Annotated in this window: 15 protein-coding genes; 12 read left to right on the top strand and 3 right to left on the bottom strand. The window is 64.6% G+C overall.

Going from position 1 to position 23822, the window contains the following annotated elements:
* The first annotated feature begins 12 nt into the window (after window positions 1–12).
* The 4 genes from R2834_13880 (at window position 13) to R2834_13895 (ending at window position 3467) form a co-directional block, all read left to right on the top strand.
* On the top strand, window positions 13–912 hold the full coding sequence (locus R2834_13880; GenBank protein MEZ4701421.1) for a carbon-nitrogen hydrolase: 900 nt from the start codon (window positions 13–15) through the stop codon (window positions 910–912).
* Window positions 912–1940, top strand: a complete 1029-nt coding sequence (locus tag R2834_13885) for an agmatine deiminase family protein (GenBank protein ID MEZ4701422.1) — start codon at window positions 912–914, stop codon at window positions 1938–1940. Before R2834_13880 ends, R2834_13885 begins: the two co-directional genes overlap by 1 nt.
* Before the next feature lie 152 nt (window positions 1941–2092).
* Window positions 2093–3226: a PQQ-dependent sugar dehydrogenase gene (locus R2834_13890; protein MEZ4701423.1), complete on the top strand. Its 1134-nt coding sequence runs from the start codon at window positions 2093–2095 to the stop codon at window positions 3224–3226.
* Between the two features lie 13 nt (window positions 3227–3239).
* Window positions 3240–3467 (top strand): hypothetical protein, encoded by a 228-nt coding sequence (locus R2834_13895; protein MEZ4701424.1) that lies wholly within the window; start codon window positions 3240–3242, stop codon window positions 3465–3467.
* On the opposite strand, the gene R2834_13900 is transcribed toward R2834_13895, so the two are convergent.
* Window positions 3443–5806, bottom strand: coding sequence for a GH92 family glycosyl hydrolase (locus tag R2834_13900; GenBank protein MEZ4701425.1), 2364 nt, complete (start codon window positions 5804–5806; stop codon window positions 3443–3445). The two genes, R2834_13895 and R2834_13900, sit on opposite strands and share 25 nt — an antisense overlap.
* A gap of 281 nt (window positions 5807–6087) precedes the next feature.
* Between R2834_13900 and R2834_13905 the strand changes: the two genes are divergently transcribed.
* The 5 genes from R2834_13905 (at window position 6088) to R2834_13925 (ending at window position 16229) form a co-directional block, all read left to right on the top strand.
* Entirely contained in the window at window positions 6088–7977 is a 1890-nt protein-coding gene (locus tag R2834_13905) for a family 16 glycoside hydrolase (protein ID MEZ4701426.1), read from the top strand.
* Between the two features lie 6 nt (window positions 7978–7983).
* Window positions 7984–9999 carry a plastocyanin/azurin family copper-binding protein gene (locus tag R2834_13910; protein MEZ4701427.1) on the top strand — a complete coding sequence of 672 codons (2016 nt, stop codon included), beginning with the start codon at window positions 7984–7986 and terminating at the stop codon, window positions 9997–9999.
* Window positions 10000–10085: 86 nt separating this feature from the next.
* A complete protein-coding gene (locus tag R2834_13915) occupies window positions 10086–10976 on the top strand; it encodes a hypothetical protein (GenBank protein ID MEZ4701428.1) in 891 nt (296 codons plus the stop codon).
* A gap of 53 nt (window positions 10977–11029) precedes the next feature.
* A complete protein-coding gene (locus tag R2834_13920) occupies window positions 11030–13444 on the top strand; it encodes a ThuA domain-containing protein (GenBank protein ID MEZ4701429.1) in 2415 nt (804 codons plus the stop codon).
* A 175-nt stretch (window positions 13445–13619) separates the two neighbouring features.
* Entirely contained in the window at window positions 13620–16229 is a 2610-nt protein-coding gene (locus R2834_13925) for a DUF5916 domain-containing protein (protein ID MEZ4701430.1), read from the top strand.
* A gap of 18 nt (window positions 16230–16247) precedes the next feature.
* On the opposite strand, the gene R2834_13930 is transcribed toward R2834_13925, so the two are convergent.
* Both R2834_13930 and R2834_13935 read right to left on the bottom strand, forming a co-directional pair.
* A complete protein-coding gene (locus R2834_13930; protein MEZ4701431.1) occupies window positions 16248–16736 on the bottom strand; it encodes a hypothetical protein in 489 nt (162 codons plus the stop codon).
* A gap of 117 nt (window positions 16737–16853) precedes the next feature.
* Window positions 16854–17825: an EamA family transporter gene (locus R2834_13935; GenBank protein ID MEZ4701432.1), complete on the bottom strand. Its 972-nt coding sequence runs from the start codon at window positions 17823–17825 to the stop codon at window positions 16854–16856.
* 157 nt (window positions 17826–17982) lie between these two features.
* Here R2834_13935 and R2834_13940 point away from each other — a divergent pair, with 157 nt between their 5' ends.
* The 3 genes from R2834_13940 to R2834_13950 all read left to right on the top strand — a co-directional run bounded on the left by R2834_13940 (window position 17983) and on the right by R2834_13950 (window position 23770).
* Window positions 17983–20286: a serine hydrolase gene (locus R2834_13940; protein ID MEZ4701433.1), complete on the top strand. Its 2304-nt coding sequence runs from the start codon at window positions 17983–17985 to the stop codon at window positions 20284–20286.
* A gap of 122 nt (window positions 20287–20408) precedes the next feature.
* Window positions 20409–20645 (top strand): hypothetical protein, encoded by a 237-nt coding sequence (locus R2834_13945; GenBank protein MEZ4701434.1) that lies wholly within the window; start codon window positions 20409–20411, stop codon window positions 20643–20645.
* A 254-nt stretch (window positions 20646–20899) separates the two neighbouring features.
* Entirely contained in the window at window positions 20900–23770 is a 2871-nt protein-coding gene (locus R2834_13950) for a TonB-dependent receptor (GenBank protein ID MEZ4701435.1), read from the top strand.
* Window positions 23771–23822: the final 52 nt, after the last annotated feature.

The raw sequence follows: 23822 nt of genomic DNA on the forward strand, positions 1-23822 counted from the left end.
CTCGACGGATACATGACCAACGACAAGGTGAAGGTGGGTATCGTCCAGATGCGATGCTCGGCCGACCCGGACGACAATACCGCCCGCGCCCTCCGCATGACGGGCGAAGCGGCCGACCTCGGCGCCCAGATCGTGTGCCTGCCGGAGCTGTTTCGCAGCCGCTATTTCTGCCAGAACGAAGACTCCGCGCACTTCGCGCTCGCCGAACCCATCCCCGGTCCCTCGTCGGATGCCTTCGGGGCCCTCGCCCGGGAGAAGGGGATCGTCGTCGTGGCCAGCCTGTTCGAGAAGCGGGCGGTAGGCCTCTACCATAACACCGCCGTCGTGGTCGACAGCGATCAGGGGATGCTGGGACGTTATCGCAAGATGCACATCCCCGACGATCCGCGGTACTACGAAAAATACTATTTCACCCCCGGCGACCTCGGGTTCAAGACGTTTCAGACCTCACGCGGGCCGATCGGCGTGCTTGTGTGCTGGGACCAGTGGTACCCCGAAGCCGCGCGCCTCACGGCGCTGCAGGGCGCCGAGATCCTGTTTTATCCCACGGCCATCGGCTGGCATCCCGAAGAGCAGGACTCGCACGGCGAACGGCAGCACGATGCCTGGCAGACCGCCCAGCGCGCCCACGCGATCGCCAACGGGTGTTTCGTCGTCTCCGTAAACCGGATCGGGTTCGAGCCGGAGCCCCATGCGCCCGAAGGCCACGGCATCCAGTTCTGGGGCCAGAGCTTCATCGCCGCGCCGGACGGGTCGCTGCTCGCCAAAGCATCGAAGGACCAGGAAGAGATCATCGTCGTGGAGCTGGACAAGGGCGCCATCTTCGATCAGCGCACCGGGTGGCCCTTCCTCCGCGACCGCCGGATCGACGCCTACGACAAACTCACCCGCCGCTATATCGAAGCCGAGTGATGCCGACGCGCCCGACCTCATCCCCGCACGCCGCGACGCCCGCGGCGCAGGGCTACCGCATGCCGGCGGAGTGGGCTCCGCACCAGGGCACCTGGATTTCCTGGCCCCATAACCCGGACACCTGGCCCGGCTTTCTCCCCGGCGTCGTCACGTTTTACGACACCCTCACGCGCGCGCTGGCCGAGGTGGAGGAGGTGCACATCAACGTCACCACCCGGGCGATGCGTCGCGACCTCGAGCAGCGCTTTGCCGAGGCGCTGGCGCGCGGACGCGTCATCCTGCATGATTTTCCGACAGACGACGCCTGGTGCCGGGATCATGGCGCGACGATCGTCAAGGGGCCGGCCGGCCGCGCCGCCATCGACTGGCGCTATACGGCATGGGGCGGGAAATATCCGCCCTACGACAGCGACGACCGCATCGCGGCCCTCATGGCCGAGTACCTCGGCATCCCTGTCTTTCGCCAGGACGTCGTCCTCGAAGGCGGCGCCCTCGAAATCAACAGCCAGGGGTTGCTGCTCACCACGGCATCCTGCGTGCTGAACCCGAACCGGAATCCCGACCTCACCCACGCGGCGGCCGACCGGCTCCTGCGCGACACCCTCGGCGCGACCGAGGTGCTGTGGCTCGAGGGCGAGATACTCGGCGACGACACCGACGGGCACATCGACAACCTCGCGCGTTTCGTCAACGACGACACCGTGTTTATCGAGCCCCGGCTCGAGGCGTCGTCGCGCGCCGTGCTGGCGGACTACCGCACGCCGGCAGGCGGCTCGCTGACCGTCCGCGAGCTGCCGCTGCCGGCGCCGCAACAACGCGACGGCGAACCGCTGCCGGCGAGCTTTGCCAATTTCCTCATCGCGAACGAACTCGTTCTGGTGCCCGGTTACGGCGGCAGCGAGGACGAGCGCGCCTGCGCCATGCTCCAGGAGCATTTCCCGGATCGCGACGTCAGGGCGATCGACGCGCGCGCGGCCATCGTCGGCCTCGGCGCCATCCACTGCCTGACCCAGCAAGTGCCGGCATAGGCGTGCAGGCCAGTCAGGGCGGCGGCGTTACGCCGTTGCGGTCGAAGGCATTGCAGTTCGTCCACCGTAGGGCGTATCATGAAACGCCGGCGTGGCCGGCATCCGGGGCATCCCCCTTATCGTCAACCGCTCGATTCGAAGGTCTCCTGCCTATGCGAACACCGTTCATTCACCGCGCGCTCCTCGTGAGCCTGGCCCTCGCCTCCTTCGGGTATGCCCGCGTCGCCGACGAAGCGGCGTTTCAGGTCGAGCCCTTCGCCCTCGGGCTGGACTCCCCGTGGGGGATGGCGTTTTTGCCGGACGGACGGCTGCTCGTGACCGAGCGCACGGGGCAGCTGCGGATCGTCGGGACGGATGGGGCGGTGTCGGAGCCCGTCGCCGGCGTGCCGGACGTCTGTGTCTGCGGGCAGGGCGGTTTGCTTGATGTCCAGTTGCATCCCCAGTATGCGCAGAACGGCTGGCTGTACCTGAGCTACGCGGACAAGAAGCTGAACGACGAAGGCAAGCCCATCGCGTTCACCGCGATCATGCGGGCCCGCCTCTCCGGGAATGCCCTGACCGATCAGGAGACGCTTTTTCAGGCGCCCGAGGCGGTCTACTCGGAGCGCGAATACCACTTCGGATCGCGCATCGTATTCGACGACGAAGGGTACCTCTATTTCTCGATCGGCGACCGGGGCGTGATGGAAGATGCGCAGCGCCTCGACGTCCCGAACGGCAAGATCCATCGCCTGCACGATGACGGCCGGGTGCCGGCGGACAATCCGTTTGTCGTTCAGCCGGACGCCGTGAAATCCATCTGGTCCTACGGCCATCGCAATCCGCAGGGGCTCCAGTGGAATCGCGTGACCGGCACGCTCTGGAACACCGAGCACGGACCGCAGGGCGGCGACGAACTCAACCACGTCCGCAAGGGCCTCAACTTCGGCTGGCCGGTCATCAGCTACGGCATCAACTACGACAATACAGTGCTGACGCCGTTCACCTCGAAAGACGGCATGGAGCAGCCGGCGACGCACTGGACGCCGTCGATCGCCACCGGAGGGATCGCCTTCTACGAAGGGGATACCTTCCCCGACTGGAAGGGGAGCCTGTTCGTGACCTCGCTCAAGTTCGGCGAGTTGCGGCGGGTCATGATCGAAGGGACGACCGTTACCGGGCAGGAGCTGATCTGGAAGACCGCCGGCCGCATCCGCGACGTAGAGACCGGCCCCGACGGCTATGTCTACGTGGCGGTCGAGGGCGCGGAACAGAGCATCGTGCGGCTCGTGCCGGCCGATGCGTAAAACCGGAGTATCGATGGCATGGCTTGACCGATTGCCCTACGGCCTGTTGATCTTTGCGGCGCTCATGCTCGGGCTGGCACCGTTCATTCCGGAGCCGCATCTGCTGCAAAAGATGAAGATGCTCCTGGCCGGCGAGCTGACGCGTCCCGAGGACATCGGCGACGTGCTTTTCCACGGGGCCCCGCTCATCCTCATCGCCTTCAAGCTGAAGCGCGACTATTTCTCCTCGACCGAGGCGTAGGGCGGCTCTTTTTGCGGATCCGATAGAGACGGCGGGGCGTCCTCGGGCCGGCTGCCCCAGGTTTTGTTGGGCTCCGGTCCCATTTCCAGCACGAGCTGGCCGCCGGACACGATTTCCTCGTGCCGGATCCACGGGCGCGTCAGCGGTTCGCCGTTCAGCTCCGCGGACTGGATGTAGCGATTCCGGTCGGAGGTGCCCCGGGCCTCGATCGTAAACTTGCGGCCGCTTCCCAGTCGAAACCGCGTCGTTTCGAACAGCGGGCTGCCGAGCACATAGTAGGGCATGCCGGGGGCGACGGGATACAGACCGATCGCGCTGAAGACATACCAGGCCGACATCTGGCCGGCGTCGTCGTTGCCGCTTAGGCCGCCGGGCGCGGAGCTGTATTCATCCGCCATGATGTCCCGAACCCGCTGCTGCGTTTTCCAGGGAGCGCCGGCGTAGGCGTAGAGGTAGGCGATCTGGTGGCTGGGTTCGTTGCCGTGCCAGTAATGGCCGTCGTCGAACAGCGTATCCAGGCGGGCGATAAAGGGCTCTCGGCCGCCGATCCAGTCGATCAGGCCGGCTACATCGTGCGGCACATACCACGTGTAATGCCAGGGAGAGCCCTCCGTGATGAAGTCGTACGTCCGGTTCGCCGGATCGAACGGCGTCACCCAGCTGCTGTCTCGATGCCGGCCCCGCGCAAATCCGGTTACCGGGTCGATGACGTTGCGATAATAACCCGCCCGCCGCGACAGCTCCTGGTAATCTTCGTCGTGCCCGAGCATGTTCGCCATCTGGCCGACCACGAAGTCGTCGTATGCATACTCCAGCGTCCGGGAAACCTGTTCGGCCTTGTGGAACGCCTCGCGCACCGGCTCTTCCAGCGGGAGAAAGCCGTATTTGAGGTACACCATGATGGCGCGCCGGCCCTTGCCGTCGAGGTATTCGGCGTAGGTGGCGGGCGTGCCGAACGCGTTCTGCCGCATGTACCGATAAGCCTTCTCCGCGTCGAAATCGTGGATGCCCTTGGCGTAGGCGTCGGTGATGATCGATGTCGCGTGGTCGCCGATCATGGCGGCGGTATAGCTGTTCCAGGACGGGAAGATCGGGAGCCAGCCGCCCCGTTCGGCCTTGTCGATCAGCGAGCGGACCATATCACGGGTCCGTTCCGGATCCACCAGGGTCAGCAGCGGATGCACCGCACGGTAGGTATCCCATACCGAAAAGTCGGCGTAGTATCCTCCCTCTTCGATATGCCCCGCCGGCGTGCCCGCGAAGCCCGGGTAGGCGCCGCTCACATCGCTGAACAGCCGGGGCAGCTGGGATGCATGGTAGAAGGCGGAATAAAACGTCGTTTGCTGCTCCGGCGTCCCGCCGGCGACCGTGATGCGCCCGAGCAGACGGCTCCAGGCCGATTCACTGCTCGTTCGGGCCGCGTCGAAGTCCCACTCAGGTATCTCGACGGCGAGGTTGCGCTCGGCCTCCTCGGCGGAGGTGAACGAGGTGCCCACTTTCACCAGCACCTCCTCCCCGGGATGGACGTCGAAGCTGACGTAGGCGCCGACGGCGACGCTGTCCGGCAGGCCCTCGGCGCGCCAGGTGCCCGGCAGCAGGGTCGAATCCCTCCAGGTGCCGGTCTGGACGAACGGACGGTCGAACTGGGCGGCAAAGTGGCCGCTGAAACCGGCCGGCTCGCCCCAGCCCTGATAGATGCGATGGGCCGGGTTTTCGCCCCGGACGATGTGCGCGTTGGGATCGACCGTGATGCTTCCGACGCCCTCGTCGCTGTTGGGCTGGACGACGAGGTGAACGGTGCCGGCATCGCGGAAGGTGAACCGGAAGAAGCCGGCACGCGCCGTGCCCGTCATCTCGGCCACGACAGCGCCGCCATCCAGCGAAACCCGGTAGTAGGAGGGTGTGGCCACCTCATCGTCGTGCGAAAAAGGCAGGGCGCGGTGGTACGGGCCGAAGCGAAGGGAATCGACGACGGGCATGAGCGTGACGCTGCCGTAATCCTGCGTACAGGACCCGCTCATCCAGTGGCTGCCCCGGAAGCCCTGAATCCGCTCGTCCTCGTAGTAGTAGGGTGAGAGACACTTCTTTTCGCTCTCGCGCGTTTGCGGGGTCCACTGGGTCATGCCGAAGGGATGTCCCACCCCGGGAAAGGTCTGTCCGTGCACTTCGTTGTCGGCCTCGCTGTGGCGCAACGCCGCGGGCGTACGCGCGGCCGCGGTGCCGATGTGCGGATTGACATGGGTAAGGAGACGCGCGTCGCCGGCGTCGTCCTTGCACGAGGCAAACAGCAGCGCGGCCACGCACAGGATCCATGCGAAGCGTCGGTGGGGTTCAGGCATGTTCACTCAGCGAGTCGGCTTATCTACGAAAGATACAAAAAGCAGGGTACAGCATGAGACGTTGGGATCGACGGCACGTCTCTAACCGCGCGGGTGGGGCAACAGTGGGCAACAGAGCGGATGCCTGTTCGCCGCGCGCGGTAAGGGGACCCAAGCTACCAAATATTGATCCAAGATACCCGATTCTTGCTTTCGATGCGCCTCCGGCGTATATATCAGACTGTTCATCCAACCCCTAGACCGCGACATACGCTCCCTGCATGCGTTATCGCGCTTTTTTTATGTCGATTCCCACCGTTTTCGCGAGCGTCCGCCGGCTGGCGGTCATGGGCCTTTTCGTGCTCTCGCTCGCCAGCCCCGGCCAGGTTACGGGGCAGGAAGCCGCGACGCCGGCGACCGTCCTGCGTCTCGACGATATGCGGGGCTTCAAGCCCACCGCCGGCAACTGGCAGATCGTAGGCGGCTTCATGGCGGATCGTGCCGAAGAGCACGCCTTTGCGACCCGCCCCGGCACCGGCGTGCTGGCCAATATCCAGACGGACACCGCCCGGGACAACCTGTTCACCGCCTGGGAGCATGCCGACATCGAACTCGACCTCGACGTCAACTTGCCGCGCGGATCCAATTCCGGCATCTACCTGCAGGGGCGCTATGAGGTCCAGCTGTTCGACAGCTGGGGCGTGGCCGAGCCCAGCGCCGCGGACCTCGGGGGCATCTACCAGCGATGGGACGAGTCGAGGCCGGAAGGGCAGAAGGGGTATGAAGGCCACCCGCCCCCGATCAACGTGGCGCGCGCGCCCGGATTATGGCAACATCTGCATATCGTCTTTCGCGCACCGCGTTTCGACGCGGCGGGGAAGAAGATCCGGAATGCCGCCTTCGTGCAGGTAGCGCTGAACGGCATCGTGCTCCATGAAAATGTGGAACTGACCGGCCCCACGCGCTCGTCGGCCTGGGATGACGAGGCCCCGCTTGGCCCGCTGATGATCCAGGGCGATCATGGACCGGTCGCGCTGCGCCATATTTCCTACCGCCTGTACCGCGCCGATCAGATCCAGCTGACCGATCTGCGGCGCGCCTACTACACCGGCCGGTTCGACTATCAGATGCCCGATCTCGCAGAGCTCGATCGTGTCGAGGAGGGGCCGGCCACGTCGATCGACGCCGGAAGCGCATCCGACATCAAACAATTTGCCCTGCAGTACGCGGGCAGTCTGCAGGCGCCCGTTGCCGGCGACTACGTCTTCGAGGTCGCGCATACGGCCCGCGTGCGACTCGAGATCGACGGCAAGACGGTCCTCACGGACCGCGACCCGAACGTCGCAGCACCCGGCGAGTTCGATCGGCGCGCGGCGCGGGTTCGCCTCACGAAAGGGGCGCACCGTCTCGTGCTGACGTACGCGAAGGGTAACTGGCACGCGGCGCCTACCGCGCTCGGGTTTTATGTCTCAGGACCAGGGTTGCTGCGGACCGAGTTGACCGCGCCCGGTTCGCTTCCGGCCGACGCGTTCGCGGCCTTCGAGATCGCCCCGCAAGGCGGCCCCTTGATCCAGCGCAATTTTGTGGTGCACGGCGGCGAAAAACGGACCCACGCGATGTCTGTCGGCGAGCCGACCGGCATCCATTACGCGTACGACATGGGGTCCGGCGCGCTGCTCAGCATCTGGAAAGGGCGTTTCGTCAACACCTCGCCGATGTGGTACGAGCGGGGCGAGATGCAGAGCGCCATCCCGCTCGGGAGCCTGATCGAGCTGGCCGGCTGGCCTACCGTTGCCGTGCTCAGCGACGACAGCGCGCCCTGGCCCGAAGGCGAGGCCGACTATCATTTCAGCGGCTACAGCCTCGCGGGCGAGCGCCCCGTTTTTTCGTATGAGACCGGCGGGGTCAAGGTCCTCGATCAGCTAACACCCGACGAGGGCGGGACGATGTACACGCGCCGCATCGCGCTGTCGGGCAAGCCGGCCGGCGGGAAGGTGTGGGTCTTCGTGGCCGAAGGGGACGCCATCGAGATGCTTCCGGGCGGCGCCTATGCCGTCGATAATCAGCGCTATTATATCGAGCATCTCCAGGGAGGGCAGGCCTACGTCCGCAATGTGGGCGGGAAAAGCGAACTCCTCGTCGGCGTCGAGCTCGGGAATGGCGGTCTCGTTTCTTACGATCTGGTCTGGTAGAAGGGCATGTTGACTACGCATCCATCCACCCGGCGCGTTGCCGGGGCATGTACCGCACTCTTTTTCGCCGCGATCGGTCTGCTCGGATCGTGCGCGCCGCCGGCTCCGCCCGGCGATCCCCTCGACCATGCGCCCGGGGAAACGGGCTACTATTACCAGCTGGTGGACGTGGCCATCCCGGACAGCATCGTGCTGGAAGTGGGGGGGCTGGCGATGCTGCCCGATGGACGGCCGGCCGTCGCGACGCGGCGCGGCGAAGTCTGGCTCATCGACAATGCCTACGGCGACCGCCCCGGAGCGCCGCGATTCGACCTTTTCGCACGCGGTCTGCACGAGCCGCTCGGCCTGCTCTCGCACGAGGGCGCCCTCTACGCCTCGCAGCGCGGCGAGCTCACGAAGATGGAAGACAAGGACGGCGACGGGCGCGCCGATTCGTTCGAAGCCATTTATTCCTGGCCGCTGACCGGCAATTACCACGAGTATTCGTACGGTCCGTTATTGATGCCGAACGGCAATTTCTTCGTCTCGCTCAACCTGGGCTGGTTCGACCGGGGGGAGAGCCGGGCGAAATGGCGTGGCTGGGCGCTGGAAATCACGCCCAAGGGGGATATGAAGCCGATGGCGGTGGGCTTCCGCTCGCCGGCGGGCATCGGCATGCTGAAGAACGGCGACATCTTTTATGGGGAAAACCAGGGCGACTGGATCGGCTCGGGGTGGATCTCGCACATCGAGCCGGGCGATTTCCTCGGGCATCCGGGCGGACTCAAGTGGACGCACGAGCCGGAGTGGTCGTACTTCCAGCTCGATTACGAGGATATCCCCAACAATAACGAGCCCATGATCGAGGCCGCCAAGACCGTCGAGCCGCTCAAGCTCCCGGCGGTCTGGTTTCCCCATACCATCATGGGCATTTCGACCTCCGCGATCATTCAGGACGTGACAGACGGCGGTTTCGGCCCGTTTGCCGATCAGCTGTTCGTGGGGGATCAGGGTCATAGCAAGTTGATGCGCGTGTACCTCGAGAAGATCGACGGCGCCTACCAGGGCGCGAACTTCCCGTTCTTCGAGGGATTCGCTTCCGGCATCCTGCGTACGGCCTGGGGCAAGGACCAGTCGCTGTTCGTCGGGCAGACAAGCCGCGGCTGGGATGCCACCGGCAAGGCGCCGTTCGCGCTGCAGCGGCTGGCCTGGACCGGCAACATGCCGTTCGAAATGAAAGAGATCCACGCCATGCCCGACGGGTTCGAGATCGTCTTCACCCAGCCGGCGGACCCGACGGCCGCGGCCGATCCCGCGATGTATGCCGTGCAGAGCTTTGCGTACCAGTACCACAACACGTACGGCAGCCCGGCCATCAACATCCAGGCGTTGCCGGTTCGGCAGGTCTCCGTGTCGGAGAACGGGCTGAAAGCCCGCCTGGTGGTGGACGGATTGCGCGAGGGCTACATCCACGAAATTCGCCTCGGCGACCTGCCATCGCAGTCGGGCGCGCCGCTCCTGCACGATTTTGCCTTCTACACCCTCAACAACATCCCGGACGGCGCGACCCTCGCGGCCGCCGGCGGCGAGGCGGCAACGAGCACGGGGGGCGCCGGCGGTGACCGGGCGCGGAAACACATGACCGCCCAGCCGGCGAGCTGGACGTCCGGCCCCGATCAGACGCTCCGGCTCAGCACCCAGCCCGGGCTCCGCTACTCCGATACCCGGTTCGATGTCCGGGCCGGCTCGCGCATCGCCTTCACGTTCGACAACGTCGACGACATGATGCACAACGTCGTCATCACGATGCCCGACGCCGCGGACCAGGTGGCCGCGGCTGCGATGGACATCGGCATCCGCGGCCAGGAGCTGGGCTATGTCCCGGATGCGGCCGACGTCCTGTTCTTTACAAGCCTTTTACAACCTGCAACGGCAGAAACCATATACTTCGAGGCGCCTTCGATACCGGGTGATTACCCGTTCGTATGCACCTTTCCCGGGCACTCCGCCACCATGCGGGGCATCCTGCGCGTACGCGCCTGACCGCGTCGCCGCCTGCCTCCGCCGTGCCCCATGTGTACCGTTGTGAACGTTTTCACCGACTACCTCCATCCAAGATGACCATACGTATGCTCAGGCTCCTAGCCAACCTGCTCCGCGTGTCCCAGCCGGGTCTGGCCCCCTCGCGGGTCCGCCCGGTCTTCCGGAACCGCTTCTGGATGTGGCTCGCCGCGACAGCCCTCGGGCTGGGCGCGCTGGCCACGCCGGCCCAGGCCCAGAACGCCAAAACCCAGATCGCATCCCACCTCAAAGCCATCGACCAGCTGAGCAAGGACGCGCTCGCGGCCAGCAAGAAGGCCGAGGCGGCGACCACCGTCGCCGAGGTCAAGCGCCAGGCCGACCTGGTCTTCGCCGCGATCTGGGGCACCCCTTCCGGTCTGGCCGACCATGACGGCGGCGGCGCCGAGAAGGTGCTCGACTGGAAGAGCCGCTGGCAGTCGGATACCGACGACTTCGAGCTGGAAACGCCCGAGAAGTTCGGCGTGCTGCCCGGCGCCGTCCAGGATCCCGCCATGATGGGTATGGTCGGGCGAGGCCTGTACGTCCGCGATCTGATCAACGCCGAGGCGGAAGCCGGCAAGGCCCATTACGATCATGTCGCCAACGCGCTGAGCAATGTGATCGGGTGGATGCGGATGGACTACGCGCCGGCACGCGGCGGCATGCCCCGCGTCGATCTCACCTCCGAGTGGGATGCGCCGACCGAATTCTGGCTGTCCACGGCTGATACCGGATGGCTCCACGAAGCCTATTCCCAGGCGCTGAACATCCTCAAGACCACATACGGATCCGACGTCGCCACGGCGCGGCAACACGCCGCCGGCATGACGCGGCTGCTGGAAAAGGTGCGCGCCGGCGTCGACGCCAATGGCAACGGCTCGGTCGAACCGACCATGATGGAGGGCGGTCTTGAGACGGCCCTGCAGCACGCCAAACTGGCCGGCGTGAGCCTGCCCTGACCTTCCCGCGCCACTCGTCCGACCCTTTTCGGTTCTAGCTTTTACATCTTGCCATGAAATCAACCCTACGGATACCGTTTGTCCTGCTGCTGGCTGTCATCCTTTACGGATGCTCCGGCGCGAAGAATACCGCCACGATGACGGTCATGGACAAACCCGGAGCCATCCGCGTGCTCATGATCACCGCTACCCACGGGTATCGGCACGAGTCGATCGAAGCGGCCCGGCAGGTCATGCAGGCCGCCAGCGATACGACGGAATTCCTGTTCGACATGACGGAGAACCTGGAGGACCTCAACGACGCGAATCTCGCGAAGTATGACGTCCTCTTTTTCGCCAACTCCACCCTGCGCACGGCCAACGACCTGACCGACGAGGAACGGATGGCGGCCGCCGACCCGATGGTCGGCAACTGGGGGAACTACGACATCTCGTACGAAGGCCGCCGCGGCGTCACGAAAGGCAAAATCGCGCTTTCCGGTACGGCGTCGTCGCTGACGGGCAATATGCAGATGGAGGGCCAGCCCACGCCGTCGGCGCTGTCGGCGGTGAAACTGACCGGCAACCAGCTGACGCTGGTCTGGTCGGCCGGCAACGCCGGCGACGTCACGGCCGTGGCATCCATCGACGGCGACGCGCTGACCGGCGTGGTCAAGATGGGTACCAATGAGATGCCGCTCACCGGCACCCGCACGGGCCCGGCAGAACGCCTCGACGACGGCCCGCGCGTCACCCACGCGCAGCGCCAGGCCATCATGCGGTTCGTGCGGGCCGGAAAGGGCGTCGCCGTGGCGCATGCCGGCCTCGACGCGCTGTACGACTGGAAGGAATACGAGACGATGGTCGGCGGCGGCCTCTTCAAGGCGCATCCGTGGACGCAGGACGTCCGCATCGTCGTCGAAGAGCCCACCAATCCGGCCATGAGCCACCTCGGTAACGCCTTCGAACTGAAGGACGAGATCTACGTCCTCAACGAGAACCCGCGCTGGAATTCCCGCGTCCTGGCCTCGCTCGACATGGCGAGCGTCGGGGTCACGGAAGAGCCGGCCGACCAGGAACGCAACGACTATCCCATCTCCTGGATTCGCAAGTACGAGGGCGGCAAGGTGTTCGTGACGAAGCTCGGGCACTTCGCCGAGGTCTGGCAGAACCCGGCGTTCATCCGCCACGTGCTGCAGGGCATGCGCATGGTCGCCGGCCGCGTCGACGCCGACTTCGGCGGCCATCGCGTCAAGGAAGTCATCGCAGCGGATGTCTGGCCCGACGACATCGCCGTCGACGAACGCGGCAACGTCTGGATCGCCGAACTGCGCGGCAAGATTCATCGCTACGACGCCCAGACGAAACAGACGCGGCTTCTGGCCACGATCAAGACGACCGAACCGACCGGCATCGAGCATGGCATCTACGGCATCGAGGTAGACCCCAACTTCTACAACGGCGAGCCCTACGTCTACATCTTCTACGCGGAGCCGGAGACCTTCATCAATACGCTGTACCGGTACGAGTATCGCAACGACAACATCGATTTCTCGACCGAGAAGGTGATCCTGCGCGTCCCGACCGAGCCGCAGTGCTGCCACCAGGCCGGCGACCTCGAATGGGGCGCGGACGGCACGCTGTTCATCTCGACCGGGGATACCGGCTACTCGGGCACCAAACCCGAATGGGAGATCAGCGAGGACCGCATCAAGGCCTTTGCCCAGAAGTACGATCTGAAAGAAGATATCCACTGGTCCCGCATCGTGGATTCGGAACGGACGAGCCAGAACCTGACCGACCTGCGCGGCAAGGTGCTGCGCATCAACAAGGACGGCTCGATCCCGAAGGACAACCCGTTCTACGGCCAGCCCGGCGTCCGCTGGGAGATCTTCGCCTACGGCCTGCGCAACCCGTACCGCATCAAGTGGGACGATCAGACGCAATCCGTCTGGATCGGCGTCGTGGGCCCGGATGCCGTGTACGACTATGACGAGTACAACGTGGCCAAGGGCGGCGAGAACTTCGGATGGCCGCGTTCGATCGGCCGGCTCTTCTACAATGAATGGACGCCGGACAAAATCCCGAACTTCCATCCGCCGATCTGGGAGTACCGCTACGACCAGGGCGGCGCCCGTTCGGCGACGTTCGGACCGATCTACCGCTACAAAGGCCCCGGCGCCTTCCCGGCGATCTTCCAGAACAAGGCCCTCGTCTACGACTGGTCCCGCCGCTGGATCAAGTGGGCCGACATCGTGGAGGGCACCTACACGACGGACGACGAGCGGATGACGAAGAACAACCCGCTCAACTACTCCACGACGACCACCCGACTCAAGAACGTCAAGATCTTCGACCAGCTCACGACGAGCACGCCGATCTCGATGGAGCTCGGGCCCGACGGATGTATCTATGTCGCCGAATACGATGGGTTCTGGGATCCCGGTCCCAATGCCCAGGTGACGCGCTATTGCTGGGTCAACGACTGAGCGTCGGTCGACTCCGGCACCGATCTCGCGCCAGCATCTCTGGAAACAGGGGTGCTGGCGCTTTTGTATCGTTTGAGTGGGATTTTACATGCTTTACATCGGTTTTTCAGCCTGTTAACACCCCTTCCGGGGTAAAAACGGATGTTGAACCGATGTCTGATATTCCTGGTGAACCATGTCGTACCCATCTGTCCACGCGGTGCTCGCAGGCGCCTTTTTTATCTTCGCAAGCGCGGCGAGTCCCGCGATCGGACAGACCCGCTCCACCACGACCGCCGGCGACGATGCGCGCATGCAGGCCGAGCGGATCGCATCGTCCATCGTGCTGGATGGGGTGCTCGACGAGGAGGTATGGCAGCAGGCGGCCCCCATCAGCGACTTCAGGCAGTCGGAACCGATCGACGGCGCGCCGGCCTCCCGGCGTACGGAAGTGCGGGTGGTGTATGGCGACAACGCGATCTACATCGGCGCGACGCTGTTCGACGATGAGCCCGCCCTGATCGAGCGCGCGCTCGGTCGCCGCGACGACTACAACCGGGCCGACTGGTTTCTCGTCTCGATCGATGCGTACTTCGATCACAAGACGGCCTACAGCTTCGGCGTCAACGCCGCCGGCATCCAGTTCGACGCCCTGCTCCAGAGCACCGATCGCGGCGGAGCGGGGGGAGGCCAGGGCGGCAACAACAACCGCGCGATTCCGCGCGGCATGGATCCCTCCTGGGACGCCATCTGGTATTCCAGCGCCAGGCTCTCCCCGGAGGGCTGGACCGCCGAGCTGCGCATCCCGTACAGCATGCTGCGCTTCTCCGACGCCGACCGCCAGACCTGGGGCATCCACTTTATCCGCCGCATTCCCCGGCTCGGCGAACAGGCCGAGTGGCCCTATGTGCCGAGGATCGAGCGCGACAATCTGCTCGCCCGTTTCGCCCGGCTTGAAGGGATTCGGGACGTTAACCCGCGGCGCAACGTGCAGGTCTCCCCGTATACGGTCAGCCGGCTACAGACCGAAGAGCATCCCGAGGTGCCCGGCACCTCGACCAGCAGCCGATCGGTTGACGTGGGAGGCGACGTCAAGATCGGTCTGGGCACGAACGTGACCCTGGATGCCACCATCAATCCGGATTTCGGCCAGGTCGAAGCAGACCCCGCCGTCCTCAATCTCACGGCGTTCGAAACGTTTCTCCAGGAGCGCCGCCCGTTTTTTGTCGAGGGGATCCAGATCTACGAATTCGCCGCCGGCCCGGGCCAGCTGCTCTACACGCGCCGGATCGGGGCGGATGCGCCGATCATCGGCGCGACAAAGGTTTCGGGGCGGACCGAATCCGGGCTGTCCTACGGCGTGCTGGGGGCGATGACCGGGGATCGCTTTCGGGCGGATCGCACGTTCGGCGTGGGGCGCATCATCCAGCGCATCGGCACGTACTCGTCGGCCGGCGCGATCGTGACGGCTTACGACGGCGCCGACATCGATGACGGCCAGCATCTGCGCACCTTCGCCAGCGGACTCGACTGGGATCTGCGCTTCCGCGACAACGCGTACGACGTCGAAGGCTTTTTCTCCGTGACGAACCGGTCGTTTCTGGGGTCGGGACTGCGGCTCGAGGATGAAACCGGGTTTGCCGGCAAGGTGTGGTTGCGCAAACGCCAGGGAGCGTGGAATGGATTCGGTGGATTGGACGTATTCAGCGACACGTTTAACCCGAACGATCTCGGCCAACTGCGCGAGAACAACTTCGTGGCGCTGATCTCGCGCATAGAGCATGAACTGAATGGCGGACAGCCCATCGGCCCGTTTCTCCGCGCCTTCACGCGGCTCGTCGTTAACCAGCGCGTTTCGTACGAATCCGGGCTCGACCTCGGGCAGGAGTTCGACTTCGGCTCACGATGGACGCTGCGCAACCTGCAATCGATCGGCCTCGGGCTGCAGTACGAAAACCCGTTCAGCGGCTACGACCTCTACGAGTCGCGGGGGCTGCTAGCCTGGAAAAAACCCGCGTCCTTTGGCCTGAGAACCAGCATCCGCACGGACGAACGGCGGTCGTGGCAACTCGAACCCGGTCTGGATCTGAAGACGTATCGCGGCGGCGGGCGCGAGGTGGAACTCGGCCTCGAGGGGCGATGGAACGTCAACCCGATGCTTTCGCTCTCGGGTCAGATGGAGACGGCCTGGGGCAGCGCGGTGCCGGCGTGGGCGTCGAACGAATCCTTCTGGCGCGACGGCACGACGTGGCGGATCGGGCTGGAATCCCTGGCGCCCGACGAACTGGCCGACCCGCAGTACGTGACGATGCCGGATGACGGGGGCGCGCTGGACGCGTTGCTGGCGGGGGCCACGCCCTACGCGACGGATCGCTATTACGTGTCGATCTTCGGCACGCGGGATACCCGATCCTTCGACCTCACACTGCGCAGCACCGTCACCTTCACCCGGAATCTGTCGGTGCAATACTACGGTCAGATCTTCGCGGCGCGCGGCACGTACGACCGGTTCCAGCTGCAACAAAGCCGAGACGTGTTGCTGGACTATCCCGCGTTTCCGAAACGAAACGAGTTCGGGCTCAACAGTTTCCAATCCAGCCTCGTCTTCCGCTGGGAGTACCGGCCCGGATCACGGCTCTTTCTCGTCTGGACCCATGGCCGGCAGGGTGAAGATCGCCTCAATCCGCTCGCGCCCTGGGGGGCTTCGCCGTACGACCGGTCGATCGGGAATCAGTTCAGCGATACGTTCGCCCTCTTCCCGCAAAACGTCTTCCTGATCAAGCTGAATTACACCTTCCTCAACTGAGGCCAGGGCGTGCCGGCCTCACAGCTGCGCGGCGGCGCGGTACCACGAGTCGCTTCGCAACTTGTGCGTGTACCCCACGATCAGGGCGGCGAACAGCACACCAACGGAAACGTAGAGGGCGTGCTGCCATGCATGATCCTTGATCGAGGTGGCGCGGGCATCGCGCCGCGTCACGGTGCCACGTACGTCGCCGCTTGAGACGAGATAGATGAAGGCCGTGCTGTCCCGTATCGCGTAGGTGGCGCCCGGATAGAGGTCGATCGTGTGCTGCGTCCGGGAGTCGGTGAGCCGAAGCGTGCCCGTGACGACCCGATTGCGGAGCCGCAGCTCCTCGCCGAACTCCGTGCCGAAAAAAGTCAGGTAGATACCGATCGACAGCAGGGCGCCGAAAAAGAAAAACAGCTTGGCGCGGGTGCCGGCCTGAGCGGCCAGCTGGAGTAGTCGGGCTTTTTCTTTCTGACGCTGCTCTTCCGTCAGAATAAAATTCCACGCGAACTGATTATCCATGATCGATGAAGCGGTGGGGGGATGGAATTAAGTCACCGCTAACATATCCCTGCTTTCGAATCAAAACAAGACGTAAACAGGTCATCAGGCACAAAGATCGGGATGCCGTCGGAATGCCTAGTCGGACTCCTCATCCGGCAGCGCCGCGGAAGGATTGGGCGGCAGGGTGACGGGCTTCGGCCGGCGCCGTCCGAAGAGGTTGATGATCGCCACCGCCGTCACGAGCAGCACCAGCGCCATCCCCATGCGCCAGGTCACCCGCTCCCCTCCGATGAGCCAGCCCAGCAGGATGGCTACGCCTGGATTGACGTAGGCATAGGTGGTGGCCACGGCCGCCGTCGTATGCTTCAGGAGCCACACATAGGCGCTGAAGCCGATCAACGAGCCAAAAAACAGCAGGTAGGCCCAGCTCACGAGCGAGCGCACCGTGAACGAGGCCACGTGTACGTCGGCGAGTTCACCCGAGACGATGCCGGCGAGGGTCAGCATGGCGCCACCTCCGAGCATCTGCATCGCGGTCGACAGGAAGGGGTCCGACGGCAAGCCGCCGCTCCGGCCGTGGAGCGACCCCACCGACCAGCACACCGCCCCGACCAGCGTCGCCAGCGCGCCCATCAGATTGACGCTGTCGCCGTTGAGGATCGTGCGCGTGTCGAACAACAGCGCCACGCCGATGCCGCCGACGATGAACCCCACGACGGTCAGCGTATTGGGCGGCGTCCCCTTTTTCCAGATCCAGTCGAGCAGCGCCATCCACATCGGGACCGTGGTGATGAGGAGCGCGGCGAGTCCGGACGGGATGTACTGGGTAGACCAGGCCACCGTCCCCGTCCCGAACCCGAGCATGAGCGTGCCGACGAGCGTGGCCGTGCGCCACTGCGAGAACGAGCCGGCCTCGCTGCCGCGGAGGCGGAGCCACACATAGAGCAGGGCGCCGGCGATGCCGAACCGCGTGCCGAGCAGCAGCAGCGGCGGCATGGTTTCGACGGCGTACCGTATCGCGAGATAGGTCGAACCCCAGATGAAATAGACGCTGCCCAGGGCGAGGACGAGCGCCCAGCGAGCCGGCGGCGTCGTGGATGAATCCATGGCAGGGAAACGCAACGGAGAAAAAGAAGCGAACATGATAGCCATCGTCCGGGAAAGAGGTCCGGCCCGACAGTGATCTTTTCGAGAAGGTTCCGGCTCCAATTGCACCCAGTACGTACCTTGCGGCTCGATCCGATCCACCTGACCGGTACGGTGCATGCCTCGCCTGATCCTTGCCACCCTGATCGTGCTGGCCTCCTGTCGGCCCCAACCCGATGTCGATCCTGTCATGACGGCGCTCGACGCCTACATCCGCTACGAGATGGCGGACAAGGATATCCCGTCGCTCTCCATCGCGCTGGTCGACGGCCGGGAGGTCGTGTGGACCAGCGGCTACGGGGTGGCGCAGCCGGCATCGTCGACGCCGGCGACCGGAGAAACCGTCTACCGCGTCGCGTCGCTCTCCAAGCTGTTTACCGCGATGGCCGTCATGCAGCTCGTCGAGCAGGGCCGGCTGGATCTGGACGCGCCCATCACCCGCTACCTGCCGGATTTTCAGCCGGCCAACCCCTTCGGCACGCCCATTACGCTGCGCCAGATCCACAGCCATCGATCGGGCATCGTGCGCGAACCGCCCGTCGGGCACTATTTCGATCCCACGGAGCCGTCCATCGCCGCCACGGTGGAGAGCCTCAACCGCACCACGCTCGTCTACGCACCCACGACGCAAACCAAATATTCCAACGCCGCCGTCACGGTGGCCGGGCGGGTCGTGGAGGTCGTGACCGGCGAACCGTTTGCCGACTATGTGGATCGCGCCCTGCTCGGCCCTCTGGGGATGCGCAGCAGCAGCTTCGCACCGCGCCCCGGGTTGCGCGAGCGGCTGGCCGAAGGCTATATGTGGACGTTTGACGACCGCGTTTTCCCGGCGCCCGTTTTTGAGCTGGGGATGGCGCCGGCCGCAAACCTGTACACGACCATGGCCGACCTCGGCCAGTTCATGACCGTGCTCTTTAACGACGGCGTCGGTCCGGATGGCGTCGAGGTGCTGAACAAGGCGTCCCTGGATACCATGTGGACGGTCCAGTTCGCCGGCAGCGATAGCGGGTTCGGACTCGGCTTTTCGGTCGGCGCGTTTGACGGCGCACGCCGGGTGCAGCATAGCGGGGTGATGTACGGCTATGCGACCCGGATCGCGGCCCTGCCGGACGAACAGCTTGGCGTGGCGGTCGTCGGCACGATGGATGCCTCGAACGATGTCGTCGACCGGATCGCAGACTATGCGTTGCGTCTCCTCCGCGCGCGCCGGACGGGGCAGCCGCTGCCGGCGTACGAAAAAACGGAACCGGTCGACTCGTTGCGGGCGCGGAGTCTCGACGGGCGGTACGAGGCGGATGGCGTCGTGCGCGAGTTGATCGAGCGCAACGGTGCGCTGTATCTCTTCAACGGCACCGAGCGGCACCGTCTCCGGAGCCGTGGCGACACGCTCGTCACGGACGACCGGCTGGGACATGGCTATACGCTCCTTCCGCGCGGCGAGACGCTGGTCGACGGCGCCGGCGTGGTCTATCGCCGCGTTCCCCCCGCCATTCCCGATGGCCCCCGGCCCGAATTCGCCGGCCTCATCGGCGAATACGGTTGGGACCACAATACCCTCTACATCCTGGAGCGGGATGGGCAGCTGTGGTCGCTCATCGAATGGTTTTTTTATTACCCGCTCACGCAGGTAAGCCGGGACGTCTACCGCATGCCGGCGTACGGACTCTATCCCGACGAAACCCTCACCTTTTCCCGGGATGCGCGCGGGGAGGGCACGAACGCGTCGCTCGTCGGGGTCGATTTCGTCCGGCGTCGGATCGAACCCGAAGGCGGCAACACCTTCAAGATCGAGCCGGTGCGTCCGGTGGAGCTGCTGCGGGCCGAAGCCCTGGCGGCCGAGCCGCCGGCCCAGCCGGCCGGGCTGCGCGAACCCGACCTCGTCGAACTCATCACACTCGACCCATCGCTGCGCCTGGACATCCGCTACGCCACGACCAACAACTTCATGGGCGAGGTCTTCTACCAGCAGGCCCGCGCCTTCATGCAGCGACCGGCCGCCGAGGCTCTTCTGCGCGCCGGCGAAGCGCTCCGGGCGGAGGGACTCGGCATCGTCGTCTACGACGCCTACCGCCCCTGGGCGGTCACCCGGATGTTCTGGGACGCCACCCCGGATCACCAGAAGGAATTCGTCGCCAACCCGGCCAACGGGTCCCGCCACAACCGGGGCTGCGCGATCGACATGGGGCTCTACGATCTCCGCACCGGCGCCCTCGTGCCCATGGTGAGCGGCTACGACGAATTCTCGCCGAGGGCCTACCCGGACTACCCCGGCGGGACGTCGGAGCAGCGGGGCTATCGCGAGCTCTTGCGCGACGTCATGGAGGAGGCCGGTTTTACCGTCTACGACCGCGAATGGTGGCATTTCGACTACAAGGACTGGAGCCGCTATCCGGTCATGAACGTCCCGTTTGAATCCATGTGAGCCCGCATTTTCGGCCGGCAAGACCCTTTGCCAGACCGTTACCATCCGGCTCTTGTCCACCCCCGGCCAGGGCCGCTATCATACAGGCGTGCGTCCCCTTTCACCACGAGCCGGACAACGCCATGGAATGGATCAAGTACAGCGCCTCGCAACCCAGCCGGGAAGGGTGGTATCTCGTTCACTACAGCCGCGAAGCCGATCGGCCCGGTACGTACTGGCAATTCTGGCACTACAGGGCGCTCTACTGGAACCCCCTGCTCGGAAGATGGACCGAAGACGCCCGCACCCCCGAACAGGGCGGCGTGGCGGTAGACATCCAGATCGATTTCTGGACCGAGATATTCTGCATGGTGAACTGAGGGCGGGAGGGCCGTTCAAGGATTAAGGATTTAGGATCAAGGATTTAGGATCAAGCGAGGCATCCTTGCCTTGATCCTTGAACTTCAAACCTTGAACAACACCGGCGAACTTCGTTCGCCGGTGACTCTTAACACTATTTAACACCAATCGTTGAGGCCGGGGAATGCATCCCTGCGTTGAAACGTCTGTAGCTTGGGTCCGCCGTAACGGACCGCAGCATCCTCGTTTCAACCAGTGGGAGCTATTGCCTCGCATGAAATACCGGCTACTGTTTCTCGTTCTCGCGCTCATGGTCCCGTCGCTGGCATGGGCCCAGACGGGCCATCCGGAAGTCGCGGGGTTTGCCCGGGACTCAACGTCCAGCGAGCGTCTGCCGGCGGTGAACGTCGTGCTGACGAGTCTCAAGGACACGACCCGAACGGTGGGCACCTCCACGAATGCGCGCGGCTTCTTCTCCGTCGCCGTCCCCGAGCCGGGCGCCTATCGCCTGCAATTCTCGTTCGTCGGGTACAAGAGCAAAAAGACACGCATCGACGTGCCGGCGGAAGGCCTCAACCTGGGCTTCGTCCTGCTCGAGCAGGACCGCATCGCGCTCGATGAAGTCGTGGTCGAGGAAACCCAGGAACGCGTCACGATCAAGGGCGACACGACGGAATACAACGCCGGCGCCTACAAAACCAACCCCGACGCCAACGCGGAAGACCTGGTCGCGAAGATGCCCGGCGTGGTGGTGCAGGATGGGCAGGTCCAGGTCCAGGGTGAAAACGTACGGCGCGTGCTCGTGGACGGGCGCGAGTTTTTTGGCGAGGACCCCACCGCAGCGCTGCGCAACCTGCCGGCCGAAGTGATCGAGCGGATCCAGGTGTACGACCGGCTGAGCGACCAGGCCCAGTTCTCCGGCTTCGATGACGGCAACTCGGAACGCACCATCAATATCATCACGCGCACCGGCACCGAAAACGGTCAGTTCGGGAAGATCTATGGCGGTTACGGGTCCGACACCCGCTACATCGCCGGCGGCAACATGAGCATCTTCGAGGGCAATCGCCGCATCTCGATCATCGGGCTGAGCAACAACGTCAACCAGCAAAACTTCGCCAACGAGGACATCCTCGGCGTCGTGGGCAACACCGGGCGGGGCGGCTTCGGAGGGCCTCCCGGCGGATTCGGTGGCGGAAGACCTCCGGGCGGCAATCGCGGCGGCGGTGGCGGCGGCGGACGCGGTGGATTTGGCGGGTTTGGCGGCGACACCGGCAACTTCCTAGTCGGCAACCAGGGCGGCATCAACGCGACGAATGCGTTCGGGCTCAACTATTCGGATCAGTGGGCCGGCGGGAAGGCCCGCCTTTCGGGCAGCTACTTCTTCAACAAGTCCGACAACACGAGCAACGTCCTGCTCAACCGCGAGTATTTTCTCACCACGGATCAGACCCAGCTCTACGAAGAGTCGAGCGACGGCAAGAGCGAGAACATGAACCATCGCCTCTCCGCCCGACTCCAGTACGATGTAAACGAGACAAACTCGTTCATCTTCACGCCGCGCCTGAGCTACCAGTCCAACAGCGCCGCCAGCCTTCTGCAGGGCCTGAACACGCTGGCCGGCTCGGCGCTGAGCGCCACGACCAACAACTACGCCTCGGACAACCGCGGCTTCTCGTCGAACAGCAATCTCCTGTACCGGCATCGCTTCCCGAAGGCCGGCCGCACCACCTCGCTCAATGTCAGCCTCGGCCTCAACGACCGAAACGGGGAGGGGGAGCAGCTGGCGTCGAACGAGTTCTACGACGAGGTCGACCTCCTCATCGCGCTCGATCAGCGTTCCAACAACAGCGAACTGACCCACACCGTTTCGGCCAGCGCCGAGTACACCGAGCCGATCGGGGCGAAGGGACAGCTTCAGATCAACTACAGCCCGTCGATCACGAACAGCAATGCCGATCGGACCACCCATTCGCTCGACGAAACGACGGGGCTCTACACGATTCTCGATCCGACGCTCTCGACGATCTTCGACAGCCGTTCGATCCGTCAGCGAGCCGGCCTGCGCTACATGCTGCGCGGCGAAAAGTCCATGTTCTCCGCCGGCGTCGACCTCCAGCACGTCGACCTCACCGGGGACCAGACCTTCCCGACGACCTACCGCGTCGAACGCGCGTTCCAGGATATCCTGCCGCAGGCGATGTACAACTACCGGTTCAGCCGGACGGACAACCTGCGCCTGTTCTACCGGACGTCCACCAACACGCCGTCGATCTCCCAGCTCCAGAGTGTGATCGACAATACGAATCCGCTCCGTATCAGCAGCGGCAATCCGGATCTGCAGCAGAGCTTCTCGCACTTCCTGGTGGCGCGTTTCAACAAGACGCAGCCCGCCACCGGACGCGTGTTCATGATGTTCGCCAGCCTGAACCAGAGCCGCAACAACATCAGCACGGAGTCGATTCTGGCGACGCGCGACACGACGATCGCACCGGGCGTCGTGCTGGCCCAGGGCTCGCAATTCACGCGGCCCGTCAACCTGGATGGCTACTGGAACGCGCGGTCATTCCTGACCGCCGGCCTGCCGACCGACTGGCTGAAGAGCAACGTTAACATCAACGCCGGGTACTCGCTATCCCATTCGCCCGGCCTGATCAACGGCCAGAAAAACATCGCCGACACGCACGGCATCAACGGAGGTGCCGTTATTGGTAGCAATATCAGCGAACGCGTCGATTTCACGCTGACCTATGGGCTGACGTACAGCATCGCGCGCAACTCCGTCTATCCCGAACTCGATGCGAACTACCTCTATCACCGCATCGGCGCCCGCGTCAACCTGCTGCTGGGCAAATCGTGGGTACTGAACACCGACCTGAATGCCATCCAGTACTCAGGCCTCGGAGAAGACTACGACCAGGACAACCTGGTTTGGAACGCCGGCCTCGGCTACAAATTCCTGAAGGGGAATGGGGGAGAGGTCAAGCTGATGGTATCGGACATCCTCAATCAGAACACCAGCATCGTGCGCACCGTCAACGAGTTTTACGTGGAAGACAACCAGTCCAACGTGCTCGGTCGGTACATCCTGCTCAACTTCACGTACCGCCTGCGCAACTTTGGGGCGCCGGCCGGTAGGGGATAAGCGGGCGTTCGCGCGGTCACCGACGACGAAAAAAAGGCTTGAGGAGTCGGGG

The organism is Rhodothermales bacterium (assembly GCA_041391505.1).
GTDB lineage: Bacteria > Bacteroidota > Rhodothermia > Rhodothermales > JAHQVL01 > JAWKNW01.

Excerpts from the sequence above, each read along its gene's own strand:
- R2834_13880 (MEZ4701421.1), top strand. The coding sequence starts at position 13 with ATGACCAACGACAAGGTGAAGGTGGGTATCGTCCAGATGCGATGCTCG.
- R2834_13885 (MEZ4701422.1), top strand. The coding sequence starts at position 912 with ATGCCGACGCGCCCGACCTCATCCCCGCACGCCGCGACGCCCGCGGCG.
- R2834_13890 (MEZ4701423.1), top strand. The coding sequence starts at position 2,093 with ATGCGAACACCGTTCATTCACCGCGCGCTCCTCGTGAGCCTGGCCCTC.
- R2834_13895 (MEZ4701424.1), top strand. The coding sequence starts at position 3,240 with ATGGCATGGCTTGACCGATTGCCCTACGGCCTGTTGATCTTTGCGGCG.
- R2834_13900 (MEZ4701425.1), bottom strand. The coding sequence starts at position 5,806 with ATGCCTGAACCCCACCGACGCTTCGCATGGATCCTGTGCGTGGCCGCG.
- R2834_13905 (MEZ4701426.1), top strand. The coding sequence starts at position 6,088 with ATGTCGATTCCCACCGTTTTCGCGAGCGTCCGCCGGCTGGCGGTCATG.
- R2834_13910 (MEZ4701427.1), top strand. The coding sequence starts at position 7,984 with ATGTTGACTACGCATCCATCCACCCGGCGCGTTGCCGGGGCATGTACC.
- R2834_13915 (MEZ4701428.1), top strand. The coding sequence starts at position 10,086 with ATGCTCAGGCTCCTAGCCAACCTGCTCCGCGTGTCCCAGCCGGGTCTG.
- R2834_13920 (MEZ4701429.1), top strand. The coding sequence starts at position 11,030 with ATGAAATCAACCCTACGGATACCGTTTGTCCTGCTGCTGGCTGTCATC.
- R2834_13925 (MEZ4701430.1), top strand. The coding sequence starts at position 13,620 with ATGTCGTACCCATCTGTCCACGCGGTGCTCGCAGGCGCCTTTTTTATC.
- R2834_13930 (MEZ4701431.1), bottom strand. The coding sequence starts at position 16,736 with ATGGATAATCAGTTCGCGTGGAATTTTATTCTGACGGAAGAGCAGCGT.
- R2834_13935 (MEZ4701432.1), bottom strand. The coding sequence starts at position 17,825 with ATGGATTCATCCACGACGCCGCCGGCTCGCTGGGCGCTCGTCCTCGCC.
- R2834_13940 (MEZ4701433.1), top strand. The coding sequence starts at position 17,983 with ATGCCTCGCCTGATCCTTGCCACCCTGATCGTGCTGGCCTCCTGTCGG.
- R2834_13945 (MEZ4701434.1), top strand. The coding sequence starts at position 20,409 with ATGGAATGGATCAAGTACAGCGCCTCGCAACCCAGCCGGGAAGGGTGG.
- R2834_13950 (MEZ4701435.1), top strand. The coding sequence starts at position 20,900 with ATGAAATACCGGCTACTGTTTCTCGTTCTCGCGCTCATGGTCCCGTCG.